The sequence below is a fragment of the Pseudomonas sp. A genome, from assembly GCF_056270345.1.
The window spans coordinates 5,670,129-5,687,540 of record NZ_CM149873.1 but is presented as its reverse complement, the minus strand read 5'-3'; the positions used below and the strand labels follow the sequence as shown (position 1 = coordinate 5,687,540).

The following is a 17,412-nucleotide window of genomic DNA, read 5'->3' as shown; positions in this document are numbered from 1 at the left end:
GGCCTCAGTAGCGCCAGATCACGTCGACGAAGGCGCGGTGCATGTACGAGTCGGCCTCTTTGCCATAGGCGTCGCCCGGCTTGAACACGCCGGCGCGCAGGCGCACCAGGGCCGACGGCTCGTCGATCGACTGGCTGATCGAGGCCGGCAGCAGGCCTTGCTTGAAGTACTTGGTGACGACCACGTCCATCTCCTGGCCGAGGTCTTTCTCACCCTGCACCAGCGGACGGTTGATGCCGCCGTCGTCGACCACCGCGTTGATGCCACTGGAGCCGATGTTCTGCTTGCCGTCGACGCGCCAGAACTTGTGGTAGATGAAGCTGGCGTCGTAGTCGTCGCGCAGCTGCCAGGAGGCGAACAGGGTGGCGGCCTGCAGGTTGCCCAGCTCGCCGCGGAACGCTTCGCCGAAGCGGTGCACCCGCGAGCGGGTGCCGGTGAAGTTGGAGCGGTTGCTCTCAAGGCCGGTCTGCTCGAAGTTGTTCGAACCGTCGCTGCCGCCACCGCCGCTGCCCCGGGCATAGGCCGCGCCGACCTGCCATTGCGGGTCCAGGCGCAGGCGGATGCCGAGGTCGGTGGCCCAGGCGTTGACGTCGCCGCTCTGCTTGCCGGTGGCGACCTGGTCGTTGCCCACCGCCTGGCTGCTGAGGGTGTCGCGATCGCCGGTCAGCCAGGTGACGCTGCCCCAGTAGTTGACGGTGTGGTCGTTGCGCCAGTTGTAGGCATCGCTGTTGGCTTCCAGGCCCAGCCAGGTGAGATCGCCCGTGCGAGTCTTGTCGAGGGCGTCGACGGTTTCGCCTGGGCTTTTCAGGCTGCCGCCGTCATGAGTGTGGTGGGCGCGCAGGCCGACCCAGTGGCCGGGTGTCCACTGCGTGGCGACGTTGCCATAGACGTGGGTGCGGTCCTTGTCCTCCGGGGCCAGCTCGGTGAGGTCGGTGCGGTATTCGCTGAAGCGCTGGGCCACGCCCAGGTCGGCCTTGAGCAGGGTGGTGTCGAAGGTCCAGTTCAGCGCCTCGATGTTGGTGTCGCGCCACATGCCGTCGTCGCTGCGCAGGCGCTGGCGGCCGAAGCGCAGCTGCTCGCCGGGGTAGGGGGTCAGGCCGCTGTAGCCGATCCAGAACTCGCGCATGGCCAGGTAGCTCTTGTCCGGCTTGCGGCTGTCGTCGCCGTTGTCGCTGGTGGTGCCGTCGTCGTTCTGGCGCAGAGTGTCGGTCTCGATGATGTCGGTGGCGGCCACCGCCTGGCCCATGGCGAAGGCGCTCCAGTGGCCGCGCTCACCGTACACCCAGGGTCGCAGGTCCAGGCCCAGGCCGTTGACGTCGCCGCCGGAGCGGGTGCCCAGGTCGCGGTCGTCCTCGGACTGGCCGGTGATCTTCACGTCGAGGCCGAAGTTCTTCTGCGCGGTTTCCGCCGCCAGGGTCGGCATCGACCACAGCAGGGCGAAGCCCAGGCCGATGCCGGCTTTCACGAAGGGGTTGAGCGTCATAGCGAATCCTCGGCGTCTACGTCGTCTTTCTCGTCCTGCAGTGCTTCGATGGCCAGGGTGCTGTTGGCGCCCTGGGTCATGCTGCCGCGTGCCCGCTTCTCCTGCGCCAGCAGGTCCTGCGCCTGGTTGCGCTGGTCGGGCGTGAGCTGCTGGTCGAGCTGTTGCAGCAGTTCGGTCGACTGCGGGGTCGGGTTGACCTGTGACAGCTGGGCGAACACCCAGGCATTGGTCGGTGCCGGGCGGATGCCGTGGCCTTCGCTGAACAGCTGGGCCAGGGCGTAGTCGGCGCTGTTCTGGCCGCCGCGGGCGGCGGCGAGCAGGTGGTCCACGGCTTTCTGCGGCTCGACCTGGCCCAGGTAGCCACGGCGGTAGAGCTGGCCGAGGTAGTAGTCGGCGCTGACCTCGCCGGCGTCGGCGGCGGCCTGCAGGTGCTCCTGGGCCTTCTGCGCGTCGGCGGGTACGGTCTTGCCTTCGTAGTAGAGGCGGCCCAGCAGCAGTTCGGCGCGGGGTTGCTCGGCCTCGCGGCCCTTGTCGATGTAGGCCATCAACTGGTCGGTGTCGCCCAGCTCGGGGAAGTCGTAGAGCAGTTGCGCCAGGCTCACCCACGAGGCCGGGTTGGCCGGGGCGATGTGCTCGAGCAGGTCCTTGGCGGTCTTCTCGTCGGTCTGGCCGAGGCCGCGGTCGGCCAGCACCCGGGCGACGCTGTCGACCCGGGTGGCCGGCACGGCGCCACGGGCATGGGCGGCTTTCAGTTGTTCGAGCAGGGCGGCCTGCTGGTCGGGCTGGGCGCGTTTCTGGTAGACGGTGGCCAGCTCGACGTAGCAGATGTCGGTGCTGGTCAGTGCCGCCTTGCAGATCTTCTCCACATCGCCCAGGTGCTGGTCGTAGGTGCCCTGGGTGCGGTACAGCAGGACCTGGGCAAGGCCCGCCTCGGGGTTGCCGGCGGCGCGCCACTGGTCGATCTGCTGCTGGGCGTTGACCTTGGGGAAGCTCTGCGGGTACTGCAGGTAGAGCATCGCCAGCGGGATCAGGGTGTTGCTTTCGCCCTGTTGTGCGGCGTGCTTGAGCAGGGTTTCGGCCTCCTCGCGTTCGGCCTGGGTGCTGTCGGGCTTGGCCACCAGCAGGCGGCCGAGACGCGCCTGGGCACGGGGCGAGGTGGCGGCGGCGCGGTAGGTGGCTTCGGCCTCCTTGAGTTTCGCCGGGTCGCGGGTGGCGACCTGGATATCGGCCAGGCCTACCTGGGCATCGCTGTAGCCGAGGTCGGCCAGGGCCTTGTAGTTGCGCTCGGCGGTGGCGGTGTCGCCGCGCTTGAGCGCTTCATTGGCCAGGCGCTGGTCGGGCAGGCCGGCGCAGCCGGCCAGGGTGATGGCGGCGGCCAGGGCGCACCATGCCAATGGGCGGGCGCTGCGCACCCGATCGCGGGGCAAGCCCGCTCCTACAGGGTGCGGCGCGGTCCCTGTAGGAGCGGCCTTGTGCCGCGATCCAGGCGACGCCACTCCAGCAGGAGAAAAACCATTCAAAGGTTTCATCGTCCGATCCTCTTACAACCCACGAGCCACGGCCTTGTCGATCAGCCAGTTCAGCGACGGACCACGATCACTGTTGACCGCGGCCGGGCGCCCGGCGAGCTCGGCCGGCAGGCCGCCGTCGGGCTTGATCTGCACGCGGATGTCGGAGGCCAGGTTGTCGGTGTCCAGGCTCGAGCTGCCGGTGATCCGCCCGGTGCGCACTTCGTCCTCGCCGGCGATCTGGAAGTTGACCCGGGTACCCGGCTTCACTTCGTCGAACTGGCGATAGCTGAAGCGCGCCTCGATGGTCGGGACGCTGGTGCGCGGGATCAGCGCGAACACCGGCTGGCCCTTGCTGGCGTACTGGCCGTCATCCACCAGCTGGCGCGAGACCACGCAGTCGCACGGGCTGGTGAGGGTGCCGGAGAGCTGCTTGCCGAACAGCTCCTCGACCTTGGCCGGCTCCAGCTGCGAGTCGTCCAGGTGGCCCTTGAGCAGGTCGAGCATGCTGGTGTTGAAGGTCGCCAGCGGTGCGCCCTTGGCCACGCTCGCGCCGCTTTCCACCAGGCTCTGCAGACTGCCGTCGCGGGGCATGGTGACGTTGGTGGTGGGCACCGCGACCACGCCGGCCTCGGCATGGCTGACGAAGTACAGGCCGTACAGCGACTTGGCGACGAAGCCGAAGGCCACCAGGCCGACCACGAACACCCCGGCGGTCACGGTGACCGCGCGCAGGCGGCCAAAGGCGGAAAGGCCCGAGCCTCCGTCCTTGTGCTTGCGCGCCTTGGTGAAGTTGTCGCGCTGCAGGGTACTGAGCACGTCGCCGACGCTGATCAGCTCGCCGGACAGGTGGCTGGTGATGATGTGGCGCAGGGTGGCGATGTCGCGCGGCTCGAGGTTCTGGAACTCGGCGCCGGTGCGGGCGGTCTCGCGGCTGCTGGTGCGCACCAGCAGTTCGACGTCCATCGACAGGCCGAGGTTGTCGACCACGAACTGCAGGCGACCGCGCAGCACTTCGCCTTCAGGCAGAGGCTTCTTGGCGTGGAAGGACAGGCCCCCGGCGGACAGGTCGTCAACCTTCACCTCGTGCGCTTCGCGGTTGCCGTCCAGGTAGCGCAGCTTGGCGGGGATGCGCACCCGGGCGTGCTGGCGCTGCGCTTCGGATTCATGCACGACATTGACGTTCACGGCGGTATTCATGGCGATATTCGTTCCTGTTGTCCGATCCGGGGGCTCACACGACCATGAACAGCACGGCGACGAAGATGCTCGCGGCCGAGAAGGTCATGGTCCGCGAGGACCAGGTGTTGAACCATTGTTGAAAACTTGCGAGGTCGCGTTTGAGGGCAGTGGGCTGGCGGGTCCAGGACTGCCTGTCGAGGCGGAAGAACACGTAGATCTTCATCACCGCGCCGACGATTTGGTTGTAATAGAGGATCAGCGGGTAGGCCGGGCCGACGTTGTGACCCGAGCACAGCAGCATGATGGTGAGGATCAGGCGGGTGATGCCGATCCACAGCAGGTACACCAGCAGGAACTGCAGGCCGAACTTGAAGCTGGCGATCACCGCCACGGTCAGGCCCAGCAGGCTGGTCCACATCGACACGCGCTGGTCGAGCAGCACGATGCTGGTGAACAGCCCCAGGCGCTTGAGACCCAGGCCCAGGGCGCGGGAGTTCTGCCGCAGGTTGTTGCCGTACCAGCGGTACATCAGCTTGCGGCTGGCCTTGACGAAGCTCTTCTCTGGCGGGTGCTCGACCGTGTTGATCGCGGCATCGGGCACGTAGAAGGTGTCGTAGCCCAGGCGCATCAGGCTGAACCAGCTGGACTTGTCGTCGCCGGTGAGGAACTTGAAGCGGCCCAGGCGCCAGTGCATCAGCGAGTCGCTTTCGACGTCGGCGATGAACTCGGGGTTGGTCACTACGCTTGCGCGGAACATCGACATGCGCCCGGTCATGGTCAGCACGCGCTTGGACAGGGCCATGGAGCACATGTTGATGTGGCGCTGGGCGAAGCGCAGCTTGTGCCACTCGCTCATGATGTAGCCGCCGCGCACTTCGCAGAACTCGTTGGTGGTCAGGCCACCGACGTTGGGGTACAGGCGGAACCATGGCACGGTCTTGCGCACCACGCCCTCGGCCAGCACGGTGTCGCCGTCGATCACCGCCACCACGGCGTTTTCATCCGGCAGCATCCGCGAGATGGCGCGGAAACCATAGGCCAGGCCGTCACGCTTGCCGGTGCCGGCGATACGCACGATGTCGAGGGTCACGTGGGACGGCGGGTTGTACTTGGCCCACAGGCTTTTCACCAGCAACTCGTCGGACTTCTCCACCAGCGAGCAGACCACGGTGGTGGGGAAGCCGCAGTCGATCGCCTCTCGGATTACCGAGCTGTACACCTGGGCGGTTGTCAGTGCCTCGATGCGAAAGCTGGTGACCATCAGGTACACGTGCGACGGGTCGGCGTCCTTGCCGAGTTTCTGCACCTTGCGGCGCAGGTAGGGGTAGACGATGTACAGGAAGATCATGCCGCGGATGAAATGGGTGGCGCCCATGGAGTAGCGCCAGATGCCGACGGCACCGACCAGGAAGATGAAGTGCTTCGACTGCGAGTCGAAGATATCGCTGGGCAGGGCCAGGGCGATCAGCATGAGCAGGCTCATGTAGAGCAGCCAGCCGGCGCATTGCAGCAGCATGGTCTGGAACCTTTGCATGTTCGGCATCCGTCGAGAATTCGGGGGAGGGCGGGCGGCGCGCTGGGGAGGGACGCGCCGCCCGGCCGGGTTTACCAGCAGATACCTTCGGTGCGGCTGGTGGCGCAGGTCGGCTTGCTCATGAAGCCGACCAGGTCGATCACCTGCTTGCCTTCCGGTGCCTGCTGGGCCAGGGCGCGGAACTGCTCGTCACGGTTGCCCAGGATGATGATCTCGGCGTTGTCCACCACCTGCTCGAAGTTGGCGTTGAGCAAGGAGGAGACGTGGGGGATCTTCGACTCGATGTAGTCCTTGTTGGCGCCGTGGACACGGGCGTACTCGACGTTCTGGTCGTAGATGTCGAGCTGGTAGCCCTTGCCGATCAGGCGTTCGGCCAGCTCCACCAGCGGGCTTTCGCGCAGGTCGTCGGTGCCGGCCTTGAACGAAAGGCCGAGCAGGGCGACCTTGCGCTTGTCGTGGCTCTCGATGATGTCGAAGGCGTTCTGCACCTGGGATTCGTTGCTGCGCATCAGCGAGTCGAGCAGCGGCGCGCGCACGTCGAGGCTGGCGGCGCGGTAGGTGAGGGCGCGCACGTCCTTGGGCAGGCACGAGCCACCGAAGGCGAAGCCCGGGCGCATGTAGTACTGCGACAGGTTCAGCGCCTTGTCCTGGCAGACCACGTCCATCACCTCGCGACCATCGACGCCGACGGCCTTGGCGATGTTGCCGATCTCGTTGGCGAAGGTGACCTTGGTCGCGTGCCAGACGTTGCAGGTGTACTTGATCATCTCGGCCACTTCGACCGGCTTGCGGATGATCGGCGCGTCGAGTTCTTCGTACAGGGCCTGCAGCACGTCGCCGCTGGCGCTGTCCAGTTCGCCGATGACGGTCATCGGCGGCTGGTCGTAGTCCTTGATTGCGGTGCTTTCGCGCAGGAACTCCGGGTTGACCGCGACGCCGAAGTCGACACCGGCCTTCTTGCCCGAACAGTCTTCCAGAATCGGAATGACCACGTTCTTCACGGTGCCCGGCAGCACGGTGCTGCGCACCACCACGGTGTGACGGCTGGCCTTGTCGCGCAGCACGTAGCCGATCTCGCGGCACACCGACTCGATGTACTCCAGGCCCAGGTCGCCGTTCTTCTTGCTTGGCGTGCCGACGCAGATCATCGACACGTCGCTTGCGCGGATGGCTTCGGCGAAGTCGGTGGTGCCGCGCAGGCGGCCGTTGGCGATGCCTTGTTGCAGCAGCTCTTCGAGGCCCGGTTCGACGATGGGCGACTTGCCCTTGTTGATCAGGTCGATCTTGGTGCTGGAAACGTCCACACCAATCACTTCATGGCCTCGTGCCGACAGGCAACCTGCACAGACTGCACCCACATAACCCAAACCAAAGATGCTGATACGCATCGCATTCACCTCGTGTGTTTATCACGCCAGCCCTTCAGCGAAGAGCCGACCGGGTTGATTGACCAGCAGTATTCGGGCGCACGGATCCATGGCGAATTGACACTTCACCGAACGCAGGCATGAATAAATCCGGAGCGCAAAAAGTTATGCACTCAAAGTTGGCAGTCATAGGCCAGTATTTAAAAAGGCGTGCCCTGAAATGCAGCCGTCTTTATTGCAATTCACCGTTGGTGAAGTGCTGTGCTTGTTTTTTCAAGTGGATAAATCCTTTGAAATCAACCACTAGGACGAATTTTAGGGGCGCTTGTCTCCTGCATGGATCATGGCTTTTGGCACTTCCTGTACCGCCGTTGAAGTTTTTTGGGCCGGTTGAGAATGGCGGCCCTTTGTCATCTGTAAGTCATTTCTCACGCCGGGCGCTTGAAACTCGTTACGGGTGCTATGAGCCATCTCCCTTGGCAGAAGTTCCGGGGGCGGTTTCGTCACGATGAAAGATTTCTAAATATTTTTTCAGAGGGAAATACTTTCAATCTGATAGCACACGGCAGTTTCGTCCCCGTATATAAAGGGCGAAATCGCAGGGGGATGGTTATAGGCCAGCATGCGAAATTTTTTTTCAATTTTCGTCAAAAAACTACGAACGGTCTTATGGCGTTTTGCAATAAGGATAGGGTGGTTGGTTTTTTGGCGTCTGTTATTTGGCGAATTCGAGGGTGAAAGCGTGCCCCGTTGCAGGGCAAGGGTGGGATGGGGCTGCTTCGCAGCCCTTTCGCGGCGCAAGGCCGCTCCTACAGAGAACAGCGCGGTCCCTGTAGGAGCGGCCTTGTGCCGCGAAAGGGGCGCAAAGCGCCCCCGGGGCCATCAGCCCTCAGCGTGATCGCGCAGGAACACCAGATGATCCGGCTTCGACTGCTCGGCGCTGTAGTAGTAACCCTGCACATCAAAGCGCTTGAGCTGCTCCGGGTCGCTGATCCGCTCCTGGATCACAAAGCGGCTCATCATCCCGCGGGCCTTCTTGGCGTAGAAGCTGATGATCTTGTACTGGCCGTTCTTCAGGTCCTTGAAGTCGACATCGATCACCCGCGCCTTCAGCGCGCTCTTCTTCACCGCGCTGAAGTATTCGTTGCTGGCCAGGTTCAGCAGCACGTCGTCACCCTGGTCGGCCAGGGCCTGGTTCAGCCATTCGCTGATGCGCGTGCCCCAGAAGGCGTACAGGTCCTTGCCGCGGGCATTGGCCAGCTTGGTGCCCATTTCCAGGCGGTAGGGCTGCATCAGGTCCAGCGGGCGCAGCAGGCCGTACAGGCCCGAGAGCATGCGCAGGTGGTCCTGGGCGTAGCTGAAGTCGTCCTCGCCCAGGCTCTCGGCGTCGAGCCCGGTGTACACGTCGCCCTTGAACGCCAGCAGCGCCTGCTTGGCGTTGGCCGGGGTGAAATCCGGGGTCCAGCTGCCGAAGCGGGCGGCGTTGAGGCCGGCGAGCTTGTCGGAGAGGTGCATCAGCTCGGCGATCTGCGCCGGCGCCAGTTCGCGCAGTTGCACGATCAGTTCCTGGGAGTCGTCCAGGTACTGGGGCAGGGTGTGGCGCTGGGTTACCGGCGGGGTGTCGTAGTCGAGGGTCTTGGCGGGGGAAATCACCGTCAGCATCGGGTCGGCTCCTGGAATCGTCGGGCGAATTCTACGGGGCCGCTGGCACAACGCCAAACTATGGCGACGATAGTCACCGAACATCGCCACATTAAACCGCGGGCGGTCGCGCTATAGTGCGCGCCATGCCTTCAAGGAGATTGCTCATCGTGCGTATCGCGTTTGCCCTGTTCGCCGGGCTGCTCAGCCTGGGCGCGCAGGCGGCCCCGGCGGATTTCGTCAGTTTCGACCGTGAGCTTTGGCCCGAGCAGCTGGACAGCCCGACGCTGTTCGACGTGGCGTCGCGGGCGGAGATCCTGTCGTTCGCCCGGGTGCTGCACGAAAGCGAGATGCTCGACGAGCAGGCGCTCAAGACCCGGCTGGGCTTGCGCCAGATCAACCTGCCCGTCGTGCGGGCCGTACGGGCACGTCTGTGGCAGCGCCTGTGGACAAGTTATCAACAGGCGCAGAAGAGTTGCGAGCAGGATGCCTCGTTCTGCTATCCGGTCGAATCAATGGCTGATCTGCGCACGCAGGCCGCCGTTTTCGCCGAGGATGTCGGCACGTTCTACAGCAAATGGGTCGATCCCAGTCAACAGTTTCACACCCGCTACCTGGATGAGCAGTTGCGCAAGGCCGCGCTGTTCCCGCGGACCACCAGCGAGGTGGCCAAGCTGTCCAGCCGCGAGCGCAATGGCGAGGAGCTCAACGACCGGATGTTCCTCCTGACCTTCGTCGGCGGCCCGGGGCCCCAGGGCGGCAGCACCGATGTGATGGCCGACTACCTGCGGCGGCAGAAGCTCGACGGGATTTTCTTCGTGCTCGGCAATCGCCTGCAGCAACGGCGCGACGCCGGCCCGGTGAATGAGCTGTATGCCGGCCAGTGCGTGGGTATCCAGGGTTGGGAGTACCGCTCCCACGCCCAGTGGCAGGACTGGCAGGACTCGCTGCGGCGTAGCCAGGCGCGGGTCCAGGCCGACCTGGCGGAGCAGTATGTGCCCTTGTTCCGCCCGCCCTACGGCCAGCGCCGCGCCGATGGCGAGGCATTCATGGACAGCCAGCAGTTGCGGGTATCGTTGTGGGACATCGACGCCCAGGATGACGGACCGCTGACCGCCGAAGCCTCGGCACAGCGGGTGCTGACGCTGATGCTGCTGTGGCGCAAGGGCGTGATCCAGTTCCGCGACAATCAGCCCAAGACGCAGCCGGCGCTGGAGTGGCTGTTGCAGCACACGGCCCAGAGCGGGATCGGTTGGGAGGATTGTCGGGAGTATGTCCGGCGGGGGTAGGCTTAAGAGCGGTGGGGGCGTTGCGGGGTGTTCGGCGAGATTTCTGCAGCGTCTTTGAGATCGAGCGCCGCCCGCGCGGCGCTCGATCTCACGGATGTGGGAGGACTATCGTCGAACACTTCGCGTCCACATTGCGCCTCCCGCTGCATCGACTCCAGGTTGCGTTCGATCGTCTCGCAGATCGTGTCCATCGGAATCTGGTGCTCACTGAAGCGGAACGGGCTCTGCAAGTCCGTGCCGATCCGCTCGATGGCCAGCAGCATGAAGCCGACCACCGTCGAGGCCAGCGGCGTGAACCAGCCCAGCGACTCCACTAGCCCCACCGGCACGATCAGGCAGAACAGTGTGATGAACAGCCGCGGGAAGTACACATAAGGGTAGGGCAGCGGCGTATTGGCGATCCGCTCCATCCCGCCCTGGGCGTTGGACATGTCCACCAGGGTCGATTCCAGCCGCGCCAGGCGAATGCTGTCCAGTCGCCCGGCCTGGTACTCCTGGGCCAGCAAGGCCGCCGAGCCGCCGAGGATATCGTTGGCGAAGTTGTTCGAACGATTGCGCCGCTCGAACTCCCCGGGCGGTATGAAGGCCATCAGCTCATCCGGGCATTTCTCGCCCTTGAGGTGCGCCGCCAGGCAGTTCACGTAGGCGATATGCCGACGCAGCAAGGTCGCCTTCACCGGGTTCGGCCCGTCGGCCGGGTCGTCGACCAGCGTCAGCACCTGCCGGGCGAAGCTGCGCGAACTGTTCACCAGCGCGCCCCACAGCGTGCGCGCCTCCCACCAGCGGTTGTAGGCGCTGCTGTTGCGAAAGCTCACCAGCACCACCAGCGCCGAGCCCAGCAGGGTGAGCGGGATCAGCGGCAGGCTGAACTTGCTGTTGAAGAACAGCATGAAGTCGATGGTGACCAGCACGTCCCAGATCAGCAGCCAGAACAGCGACCAGCCGATGTAGCCGAAGGTCTTGACCACCAGGCGGTATTTGCGGGCGAGGAGGGCTTTCACGTGGGGGAACCTCGATGCGGGGGATGCAGGTTCCGACGCAGGATCGGGGAGCAAGGTTCCTGAGTGGGGTGTTGCAAAAAATTTTCGAGACTTGGATGACGCGGACTTGGGAAGTCTCCCTGTATTGGATCTGGTGCCACTCCTGCATTGTGAAGGCTCGTAAGGTACCCGACACATGGTTGCCTTCAGTATTGATAGTTAGTATCTACTCGGATACAGTTCGGAGGGCCTGGTGAGCTACGAAGTCGAACAAACGAAAAGCTTTGCCACCTGGTTGGCCAATCTGCGGGACTTGCGTGCGCGAATCGCTATCGCCCGCAGGATTGAACGACTCTCACTGGGTAACCCTGGGGACTTCAAACCCGTTGGTGGCGGTATCAGTGAACTACGCATTGATGTATCAGGTGGATACCGCGTCTATTTCACCAGCAGGCAGGGCAGGTTGATTTTGCTTCTGGTGGGTGGAGACAAGTCCTCGCAGGCGGGTGATATCCTCAAGGCAAAGGCACTGGCGAAGGAGCTGAAATGAACGAGAAACTCGTACCATTTGACATGGCTGATCTGTTGGACAGCGATGCTGCGATCAGTGAGTACCTGAGCCAAGTGCTTGCGGATGGGGACACTGACGAAATTCTTCGTGCGTTGGGTCATATTGCCAGGGCACGTGGTATGTCACAGATCGCCAAGGAGACGGGCTTGGGTCGTGAGAGCCTTTACAAGGCGTTCGGTCCTGGAGCCAAACCGAGATTCGATACGGTACTCAAGGTCATTCGCGCATTGGGAATCGATTTGCAGGCTCAGCCCCACGTCCTACCGCGTTGAGTCGTGAGGCGGCGCCCAGGCTGATGGCAGTTTCATCTGAATCAGCGCCACCCGGGACCCATCCGGCGCCCGCCGCTCCTCGATCCCGAACGGCACAAAACCGAGCTGTGGATAAAGCAGCAGCCCTGCGGTGTTGTGATTGAAACACGACACCCAGACCTCCCGCGCCGCGAAATCTTCGCGAGCCAGAGCGATCATGCATTGCACAAGGTAGCGCGCCACACCCTGGCCTCGCGCGGTCGGGGCCACCACCACATTACCCAGCGCGCAGACGCCGTCATATTCAGCCTTATAGAAATTGGCGAAGCCAACGATCGCCCCGTCAGCCTCGATCACCGTCGAACCGCTGCGCTGGGCGATGGCTTCGCTTAGTTGTGCGGGTGTAAGCGGGTGAGTTGCTTTGGGGAACATATAGAAGAGTTCGTCCGCGCTTTGAGGGAAGCTACAGAGCGTGGCGATGTCGGCAGGTTGGACAGGGCGATGGCTTAGTGGCACGGGGAATGTTCCGATGGGGCTAGAAGCTACTTACCCTGTGCGGCCGGTAACATGAAGTCAATGCTGTGGCTCTACAGTAAATTGCACCAAGTGTGATTTTCTGTGCAGTCAGGAGAGTCGCCAAAGGCTTGGCTAGGTCTGGGAAATGGACTGCTGGGAGTGGGGGAAGCCTTAGAGTACTGGGCCTGAAACGAGCTCGAAGTCGCCAGGCTTGCACGTTTTTTGTAGGAGCGGCCTTGTGCCGCGAAAGGGCTGCGTAGCAGCCCCAGGATCTCGGGCATGGCGCCAAAGTGTCGGGGCTGCGTTGCAGCCCTTTCGCGGCACAAGGCCGCTCCTACAGGGATCGATGCATGGACCAATCGACAGGCACAAAAAAACCGACCATAAGGTCGGTTTCTTCTGGATCTTGGTGCCCCGAGGGAGACTCGAACTCCCACTCCTTTCGAAAACGGATTTTGAATCCGCCGCGTCTACCAATTCCGCCATCAGGGCTTGTGGCGCCGCAGTATAGAGAGGTGCCTTGGGTCGGTCAATCGGCTTTCATGGTCAATTTTCACGCATTGGGCTAAACTTTGCGGCCCTGTCGAACCGAACATCATCATGCGCGTCGCCGATTTTTCTTTCGAACTCCCCGATTCCCTGATCGCCCGCCATCCGCTGGCCGAGCGCCATGGCAGCCGCCTGCTGGTGCTCGATGGCCCCAGCGGCACGCTGGCCCACAAGCAGTTCACCGACCTGCTCGAGTACCTGCGCCCGGGCGACCTGATGGTGTTCAACAACACCCGGGTGATCCCGGCGCGCCTGTTCGGCCAGAAAGCCTCCGGCGGCAAGCTGGAAGTGCTGGTCGAGCGTGTGCTCGACAGCCACCGCGTGCTGGCCCACGTGCGCGCCAGCAAGGCGCCTAAGGAAGGCGCGCAGATCCTCATCGACGGCGGTGGCGAGGCCGAGATGGTGGCCCGCCATGACACGCTGTTCGAACTGCGCTTCAGCGAAGAGGTGCTGCCGCTGCTCGAGCGCGTCGGCCACATGCCGCTGCCACCGTACATCGACCGCCCCGACGAGGGCGCCGACCGCGAGCGCTACCAGACCGTCTACGCCGAGCGCGCCGGCGCCGTGGCCGCGCCCACCGCCGGCCTGCATTTCGACGAAGCGCTGCTGGCGAAGATCGCCGCCAAGGGCGTCGAGCGCGCCTTCGTCACCCTGCATGTGGGCGCCGGCACCTTCCAGCCGGTGCGGGTCGACAAGATCGAAGACCACACCATGCATAAAGAGTGGCTCGAAGTGAGCCAGGACGTGGTCGACGCCGTCGCCGCGTGCCGCGCCCGTGGCGGCCGGGTGATCGCCGTGGGCACCACCAGCGTGCGCTCGCTGGAAAGCGCGGCGCGCGATGGCGAGCTCAAGGCCTTCAGCGGCGACACCGACATCTTCATCTTCCCGGGCCGGCCGTTCCATGTGGTCGATTGCCTGGTCACCAACTTCCACCTGCCGGAGTCCACGCTGCTGATGCTGGTCTCGGCCTTCGCCGGTTACCCCGAGACCATGGCCGCCTACGCGGCGGCGGTCGAGAACGGGTACCGCTTCTTCAGTTACGGTGATGCCATGTTCATCACCCGCAATCCGGCGCCACGCGGCCCAGAGGATCAAGCATGAGTCGCACCTGTCGAATGTCGTTCGAACTGCTGGCCACCGACGGCAAGGCCCGTCGTGGCCGGCTGACCTTCCCCCGTGGCACCGTCGAGACCCCGGCCTTCATGCCGGTGGGCACCTACGGCACGGTCAAGGGCATGCTGCCGCGTGACATCGAGGCCATCGGCGCCGAGATCATTCTCGGCAACACCTTCCACCTGTGGCTGCGCCCGGGCACCGAGGTCATCAAGAAGCACAACGGCCTGCACGACTTCATGCAATGGAAAGGCCCTATCCTCACTGATTCCGGTGGTTTCCAGGTGTTCAGCCTGGGCGCCATGCGCAAGATCAAGGAGGAAGGCGTGACCTTCGCATCGCCAGTGGACGGTTCCAAGGTGTTCATGGGCCCCGAGGAGTCCATGCAGGTCCAGCGCGACCTGGGCTCGGACATCGTGATGATCTTCGACGAGTGCACCCCGTACCCGGCCGAGCACGACGTGGCGCGCACCTCCATGGAGCTTTCGCTGCGCTGGGCCCAGCGCTCGAAGAACGCCCACGGCGACAACACCGCGGCGCTGTTCGGCATCGTCCAGGGCGGCATGTACCAGGACCTGCGCATGCGCTCGCTGGAAGCGCTGGTCAACATCGACTTCGATGGCCTGGCCATCGGCGGCCTGTCGGTGGGCGAGCCCAAGCACGAGATGATCAAGGTGCTGGACTACCTGCCGGCGCAAATGCCTGCTGACAAACCTCGTTACCTTATGGGGGTAGGCAAGCCGGAAGATCTTGTAGAGGGTGTGCGCCGCGGCGTCGACATGTTCGACTGCGTGATGCCCACGCGCAATGCGCGCAACGGCCATCTGTTCGTCGACACCGGGGTGATCAAGATCCGCAACGCGTTCCATCGCCATGATGAATCGCCGCTGGATCCGACCTGCGATTGCTATACCTGCACCAACTTCTCCCGCGCTTATCTGCATCACCTGGACAAGTGCGGCGAAATGTTGAGCAGCATGCTGAATACCATCCACAACTTGCGCCATTACCAGCGCTTGATGGCCGGTTTACGCGAGGCTATTCAACAGGGTAAATTGGCCGCCTTTGTCGACGCCTTCTACGCCAAGCGCGGGCTTCCTGTGCCGCCCTTGGACTGACTGTTCGCATCCATTATTAGAAAACATTCATTAGGAGTGCCCAATGAGCTTCTTGATTCCCGCCGCCTACGCGGACGCAGCAGCCCCAGCCGCCGGCCCAGCCGGTACCGGTTTCGAGTGGATCTTCCTGGTCGGTTTCCTGGTCATCTTCTACCTGATGATCTGGCGCCCGCAGGCCAAACGTGCCAAAGAGCAGAAAAACCTGCTGAGCAACCTGCAAAAAGGTGACGAAGTGGTCACCAACGGCGGCATTGCCGGCAAGATCGTCAAGGTCGCCGACGACTTCGTGGTCCTGGAAGTGTCCGACAACGTCGAACTGAAGTTCCAGAAGGGCGCCATTGCCGCGACCCTGCCGAAAGGTACGCTCAAGGCTATCTGAGTTACCGGTTTCATTTTTCCAGTCGGGGCGCGCAAAGCGCCCCGCGTCTTGAACGGGCGGCGTGATGCTGAACAAATACCCTCTGTGGAAATACCTGCTGATCGTGGTGGTACTGGCGGTCGGCTTCATTTATTCCGCACCCAACCTCTACCCGGATGATCCGGCGGTGCAGATCAGCGGCGCCAGTTCCGCCCTGCATGTCAGCCAGGCCGACCTCGATCGCGTGACCAAGGCGCTGACCGATGCCGGCATCGCCGTCAAAGGCAGCAACCTGGGCGAGAAGGGCAGTGCGCTGGTGCGCCTGACCAACCAGGAAGCACAGCTGCCAGCCAAGGATGTGGCGCGCAAGGCCCTCGGCGACGACTATGTCGTGGCCCTGAACCTGGCCCAGACCACCCCGCAGTGGCTGCGCAACCTGGGTGCCAGCCCGATGAAGCTGGGCCTGGACCTGTCCGGTGGTGTGCACTTCCTGCTGGAAGTGGACATGGACAAGGCCATGACCGCTCGCATGAAAGTCTACGAAGGCGAGGTCAAGACCTTGCTGCGCAAAGAGCGCGTCCGCTACCGCAGCCTGCCCCAGCAGGACGGCGGCATCATGCTGGGCTTCGCCGACGATGCTACCCGCGAACAGGCCCGCAGCCTGATCCGCAAGAATTTCAATGACTTCGACCTGACCACCACCGAGCGCAACGAGCTCGCCGTGCTGCGTCTGGCGCTGACCCAGGCGAAAGTCGCCGAGATCCGCGAATACTCGATCAAGCAGAACCTGACCACCGTGCGCAACCGGGTCAACGAGCTGGGTGTGGCCGAGCCGCTGGTCCAGCGCCAGGGCGCCAACCGCATCGTGGTCGAGCTGCCGGGCGTGCAGGACACCGCCGAAGCCAAGCGTATCCTCGGCAAGACCGCCAACCTGGAGTTCCGCTTCGGCGCCGAGCCGGGTGCGTCCAAGGCTACCACCGAGGTGTTCGAGTTCCGCGAAGGCGGCCGCTCCGCCCCGGTCGAGCGCGGCCTGATCATCACCGGTGACCAGGTCACCGACGCCCAGGCCAGCTTCGACGAGCACGGTCGCCCGCAGGTGAACATCCGCCTCGACGGCCACGGTGGCGAGCTGATGAGCCGCGCCACCCGCACCAACGTCGGGCGCAGCATGGCGGTGATCTTCATCGAGCAGAAGCCGGTCACCCGCTACCAGAAGCAGATGGTCGATGGCGTCGAGAAAGAAGTCGCGGTGCAGACCTTCCAGGAAGAGAAGAAGATCATCAGCCTGGCGACCATCCAGTCGCCGCTGGGCAGCCAGTTCCGCATCACCGGCCTGAACGGCCAGGGCGAGTCGTCCGAGCTGGCCCTGCTGCTGCGTGCCGGTGGTCTGGCCGCGCCGATGTACTTCGCCGAAGAACGTACTATCGGCCCAAGCCTGGGTGCCGACAACATCACCAAGGGTATCGACGCGTCCCTGTGGGGCATGCTGTTCGTCTCGCTGTTCATCATCGCCATCTACCGCGCCTTCGGTGTGCTGGCGACCATCGCCCTGGCGGGCAACATGGTGCTGCTGCTGGCGTTGATGTCGCTGCTGGGCGCCACCCTGACCCTGCCAGGTATCGCTGGTATCGTGCTGACCATGGGCATGGCGGTGGACGCCAACGTGCTGATCTTCTCGCGTATCCGCGAAGAGATCGCCGCCGGCATGTCGGTGCAGCGCGCCATCCACGAAGGTTTCAACCGCGCCTACTCGGCGATCGTCGACGCCAACCTGACCACTCTGCTGGTCGGCGGCATCCTGTTCGCCATGGGTACCGGCCCGGTCAAGGGCTTCGCGGTCACCATGTCCCTCGGGATTTTCACCTCGATGTTCACCGCCGTCATGGTGACCCGCGCACTGGTCAACCTGACCTGCGGCGGGCGTGACATCAAGAAGCTGTGGGTTTGAGGGA

General features: G+C 63.8%; 14 protein-coding genes, 1 tRNA gene and 1 pseudogene. 7 read left to right on the top strand and 9 right to left on the bottom strand.

Annotation, left to right across the window (positions count from 1 at the left end):
* Window positions 1-4: 4 nt before the first annotated feature.
* From AC0MAZ_RS25365 to yaaA, 6 genes are all read right to left on the bottom strand, one after another.
* Complete coding sequence (locus tag AC0MAZ_RS25365; RefSeq protein WP_203650671.1) at window positions 5-1,483, bottom strand: alginate export family protein; 1,479 nt, start codon at window positions 1,481-1,483, stop codon at window positions 5-7.
* Window positions 1,480-3,012: an alginate biosynthesis TPR repeat lipoprotein AlgK gene (algK, locus tag AC0MAZ_RS25360; RefSeq protein WP_475859597.1), complete on the bottom strand. Its 1,533-nt coding sequence runs from the start codon at window positions 3,010-3,012 to the stop codon at window positions 1,480-1,482. Before algK ends, AC0MAZ_RS25365 begins: the two co-directional genes overlap by 4 nt.
* A gap of 12 nt (window positions 3,013-3,024) precedes the next feature.
* Complete coding sequence (locus AC0MAZ_RS25355; protein WP_232855682.1) at window positions 3,025-4,191, bottom strand: alginate biosynthesis protein Alg44; 1,167 nt, start codon at window positions 4,189-4,191, stop codon at window positions 3,025-3,027.
* A gap of 34 nt (window positions 4,192-4,225) precedes the next feature.
* Window positions 4,226-5,707 (bottom strand): glycosyltransferase family 2 protein, encoded by a 1,482-nt coding sequence (locus AC0MAZ_RS25350; RefSeq protein ID WP_203650674.1) that lies wholly within the window; start codon window positions 5,705-5,707, stop codon window positions 4,226-4,228.
* A 71-nt stretch (window positions 5,708-5,778) separates the two neighbouring features.
* A complete protein-coding gene (locus AC0MAZ_RS25345; RefSeq protein ID WP_050704345.1) occupies window positions 5,779-7,095 on the bottom strand; it encodes a nucleotide sugar dehydrogenase in 1,317 nt (438 codons plus the stop codon).
* Window positions 7,096-7,956: 861 nt separating this feature from the next.
* Window positions 7,957-8,736, bottom strand: coding sequence for a peroxide stress protein YaaA (gene yaaA, locus AC0MAZ_RS25340; RefSeq protein ID WP_254464519.1), 780 nt, complete (start codon window positions 8,734-8,736; stop codon window positions 7,957-7,959).
* A gap of 149 nt (window positions 8,737-8,885) precedes the next feature.
* On the opposite strand from yaaA, the gene AC0MAZ_RS25335 reads away from it, so the two are divergent.
* Complete coding sequence (locus AC0MAZ_RS25335) at window positions 8,886-10,004, top strand: polysaccharide deacetylase family protein (protein ID WP_475859595.1); 1,119 nt, start codon at window positions 8,886-8,888, stop codon at window positions 10,002-10,004.
* A gap of 116 nt (window positions 10,005-10,120) precedes the next feature.
* Here AC0MAZ_RS25335 and AC0MAZ_RS25330 read toward each other — a convergent pair.
* Window positions 10,121-11,005: pseudogene (locus AC0MAZ_RS25330) on the bottom strand (bestrophin family protein); the annotation flags it as partial.
* A 232-nt stretch (window positions 11,006-11,237) separates the two neighbouring features.
* On the opposite strand from AC0MAZ_RS25330, the gene AC0MAZ_RS25325 reads away from it, so the two are divergent.
* Together AC0MAZ_RS25325 and AC0MAZ_RS25320 are read left to right on the top strand one after the other, a co-directional pair.
* Complete coding sequence (locus AC0MAZ_RS25325) at window positions 11,238-11,534, top strand: type II toxin-antitoxin system RelE/ParE family toxin (RefSeq protein WP_475859593.1); 297 nt, start codon at window positions 11,238-11,240, stop codon at window positions 11,532-11,534.
* Entirely contained in the window at window positions 11,531-11,827 is a 297-nt protein-coding gene (locus AC0MAZ_RS25320; protein WP_046854241.1) for an addiction module antidote protein, read from the top strand. The genes AC0MAZ_RS25325 and AC0MAZ_RS25320 overlap by 4 nt, the downstream gene beginning before the upstream one ends.
* Here the strand turns inward: AC0MAZ_RS25320 and AC0MAZ_RS25315 are convergent.
* The gene (locus AC0MAZ_RS25315; RefSeq protein WP_475859591.1) at window positions 11,816-12,322 is read right to left on the bottom strand and encodes a GNAT family N-acetyltransferase; all 507 of its coding nucleotides are present in this window, start codon (window positions 12,320-12,322) and stop codon (window positions 11,816-11,818) included. The two genes, AC0MAZ_RS25320 and AC0MAZ_RS25315, sit on opposite strands and share 12 nt — an antisense overlap.
* 407 nt (window positions 12,323-12,729) lie before the next feature.
* Window positions 12,730-12,814 (bottom strand) — tRNA-Leu (locus tag AC0MAZ_RS25310).
* A 108-nt stretch (window positions 12,815-12,922) separates the two neighbouring features.
* Here AC0MAZ_RS25310 and queA point away from each other — a divergent pair.
* From queA to secD, 4 genes are all read left to right on the top strand, one after another.
* Complete coding sequence (gene queA / locus AC0MAZ_RS25305) at window positions 12,923-13,972, top strand: tRNA preQ1(34) S-adenosylmethionine ribosyltransferase-isomerase QueA (protein WP_203650703.1); 1,050 nt, start codon at window positions 12,923-12,925, stop codon at window positions 13,970-13,972.
* Window positions 13,973-13,986: 14 nt separating this feature from the next.
* Window positions 13,987-15,102 (top strand): tRNA guanosine(34) transglycosylase Tgt, encoded by a 1,116-nt coding sequence (tgt, locus tag AC0MAZ_RS25300; protein ID WP_023629281.1) that lies wholly within the window; start codon window positions 13,987-13,989, stop codon window positions 15,100-15,102.
* A 43-nt stretch (window positions 15,103-15,145) separates the two neighbouring features.
* On the top strand, window positions 15,146-15,481 hold the full coding sequence (yajC, locus tag AC0MAZ_RS25295; protein WP_110735801.1) for a preprotein translocase subunit YajC: 336 nt from the start codon (window positions 15,146-15,148) through the stop codon (window positions 15,479-15,481).
* Between the two features lie 64 nt (window positions 15,482-15,545).
* Window positions 15,546-17,408, top strand: a complete 1,863-nt coding sequence (secD, locus tag AC0MAZ_RS25290; RefSeq protein WP_203650709.1) for a protein translocase subunit SecD — start codon at window positions 15,546-15,548, stop codon at window positions 17,406-17,408.
* The last annotated feature ends 4 nt before the right edge of the window (window positions 17,409-17,412 follow it).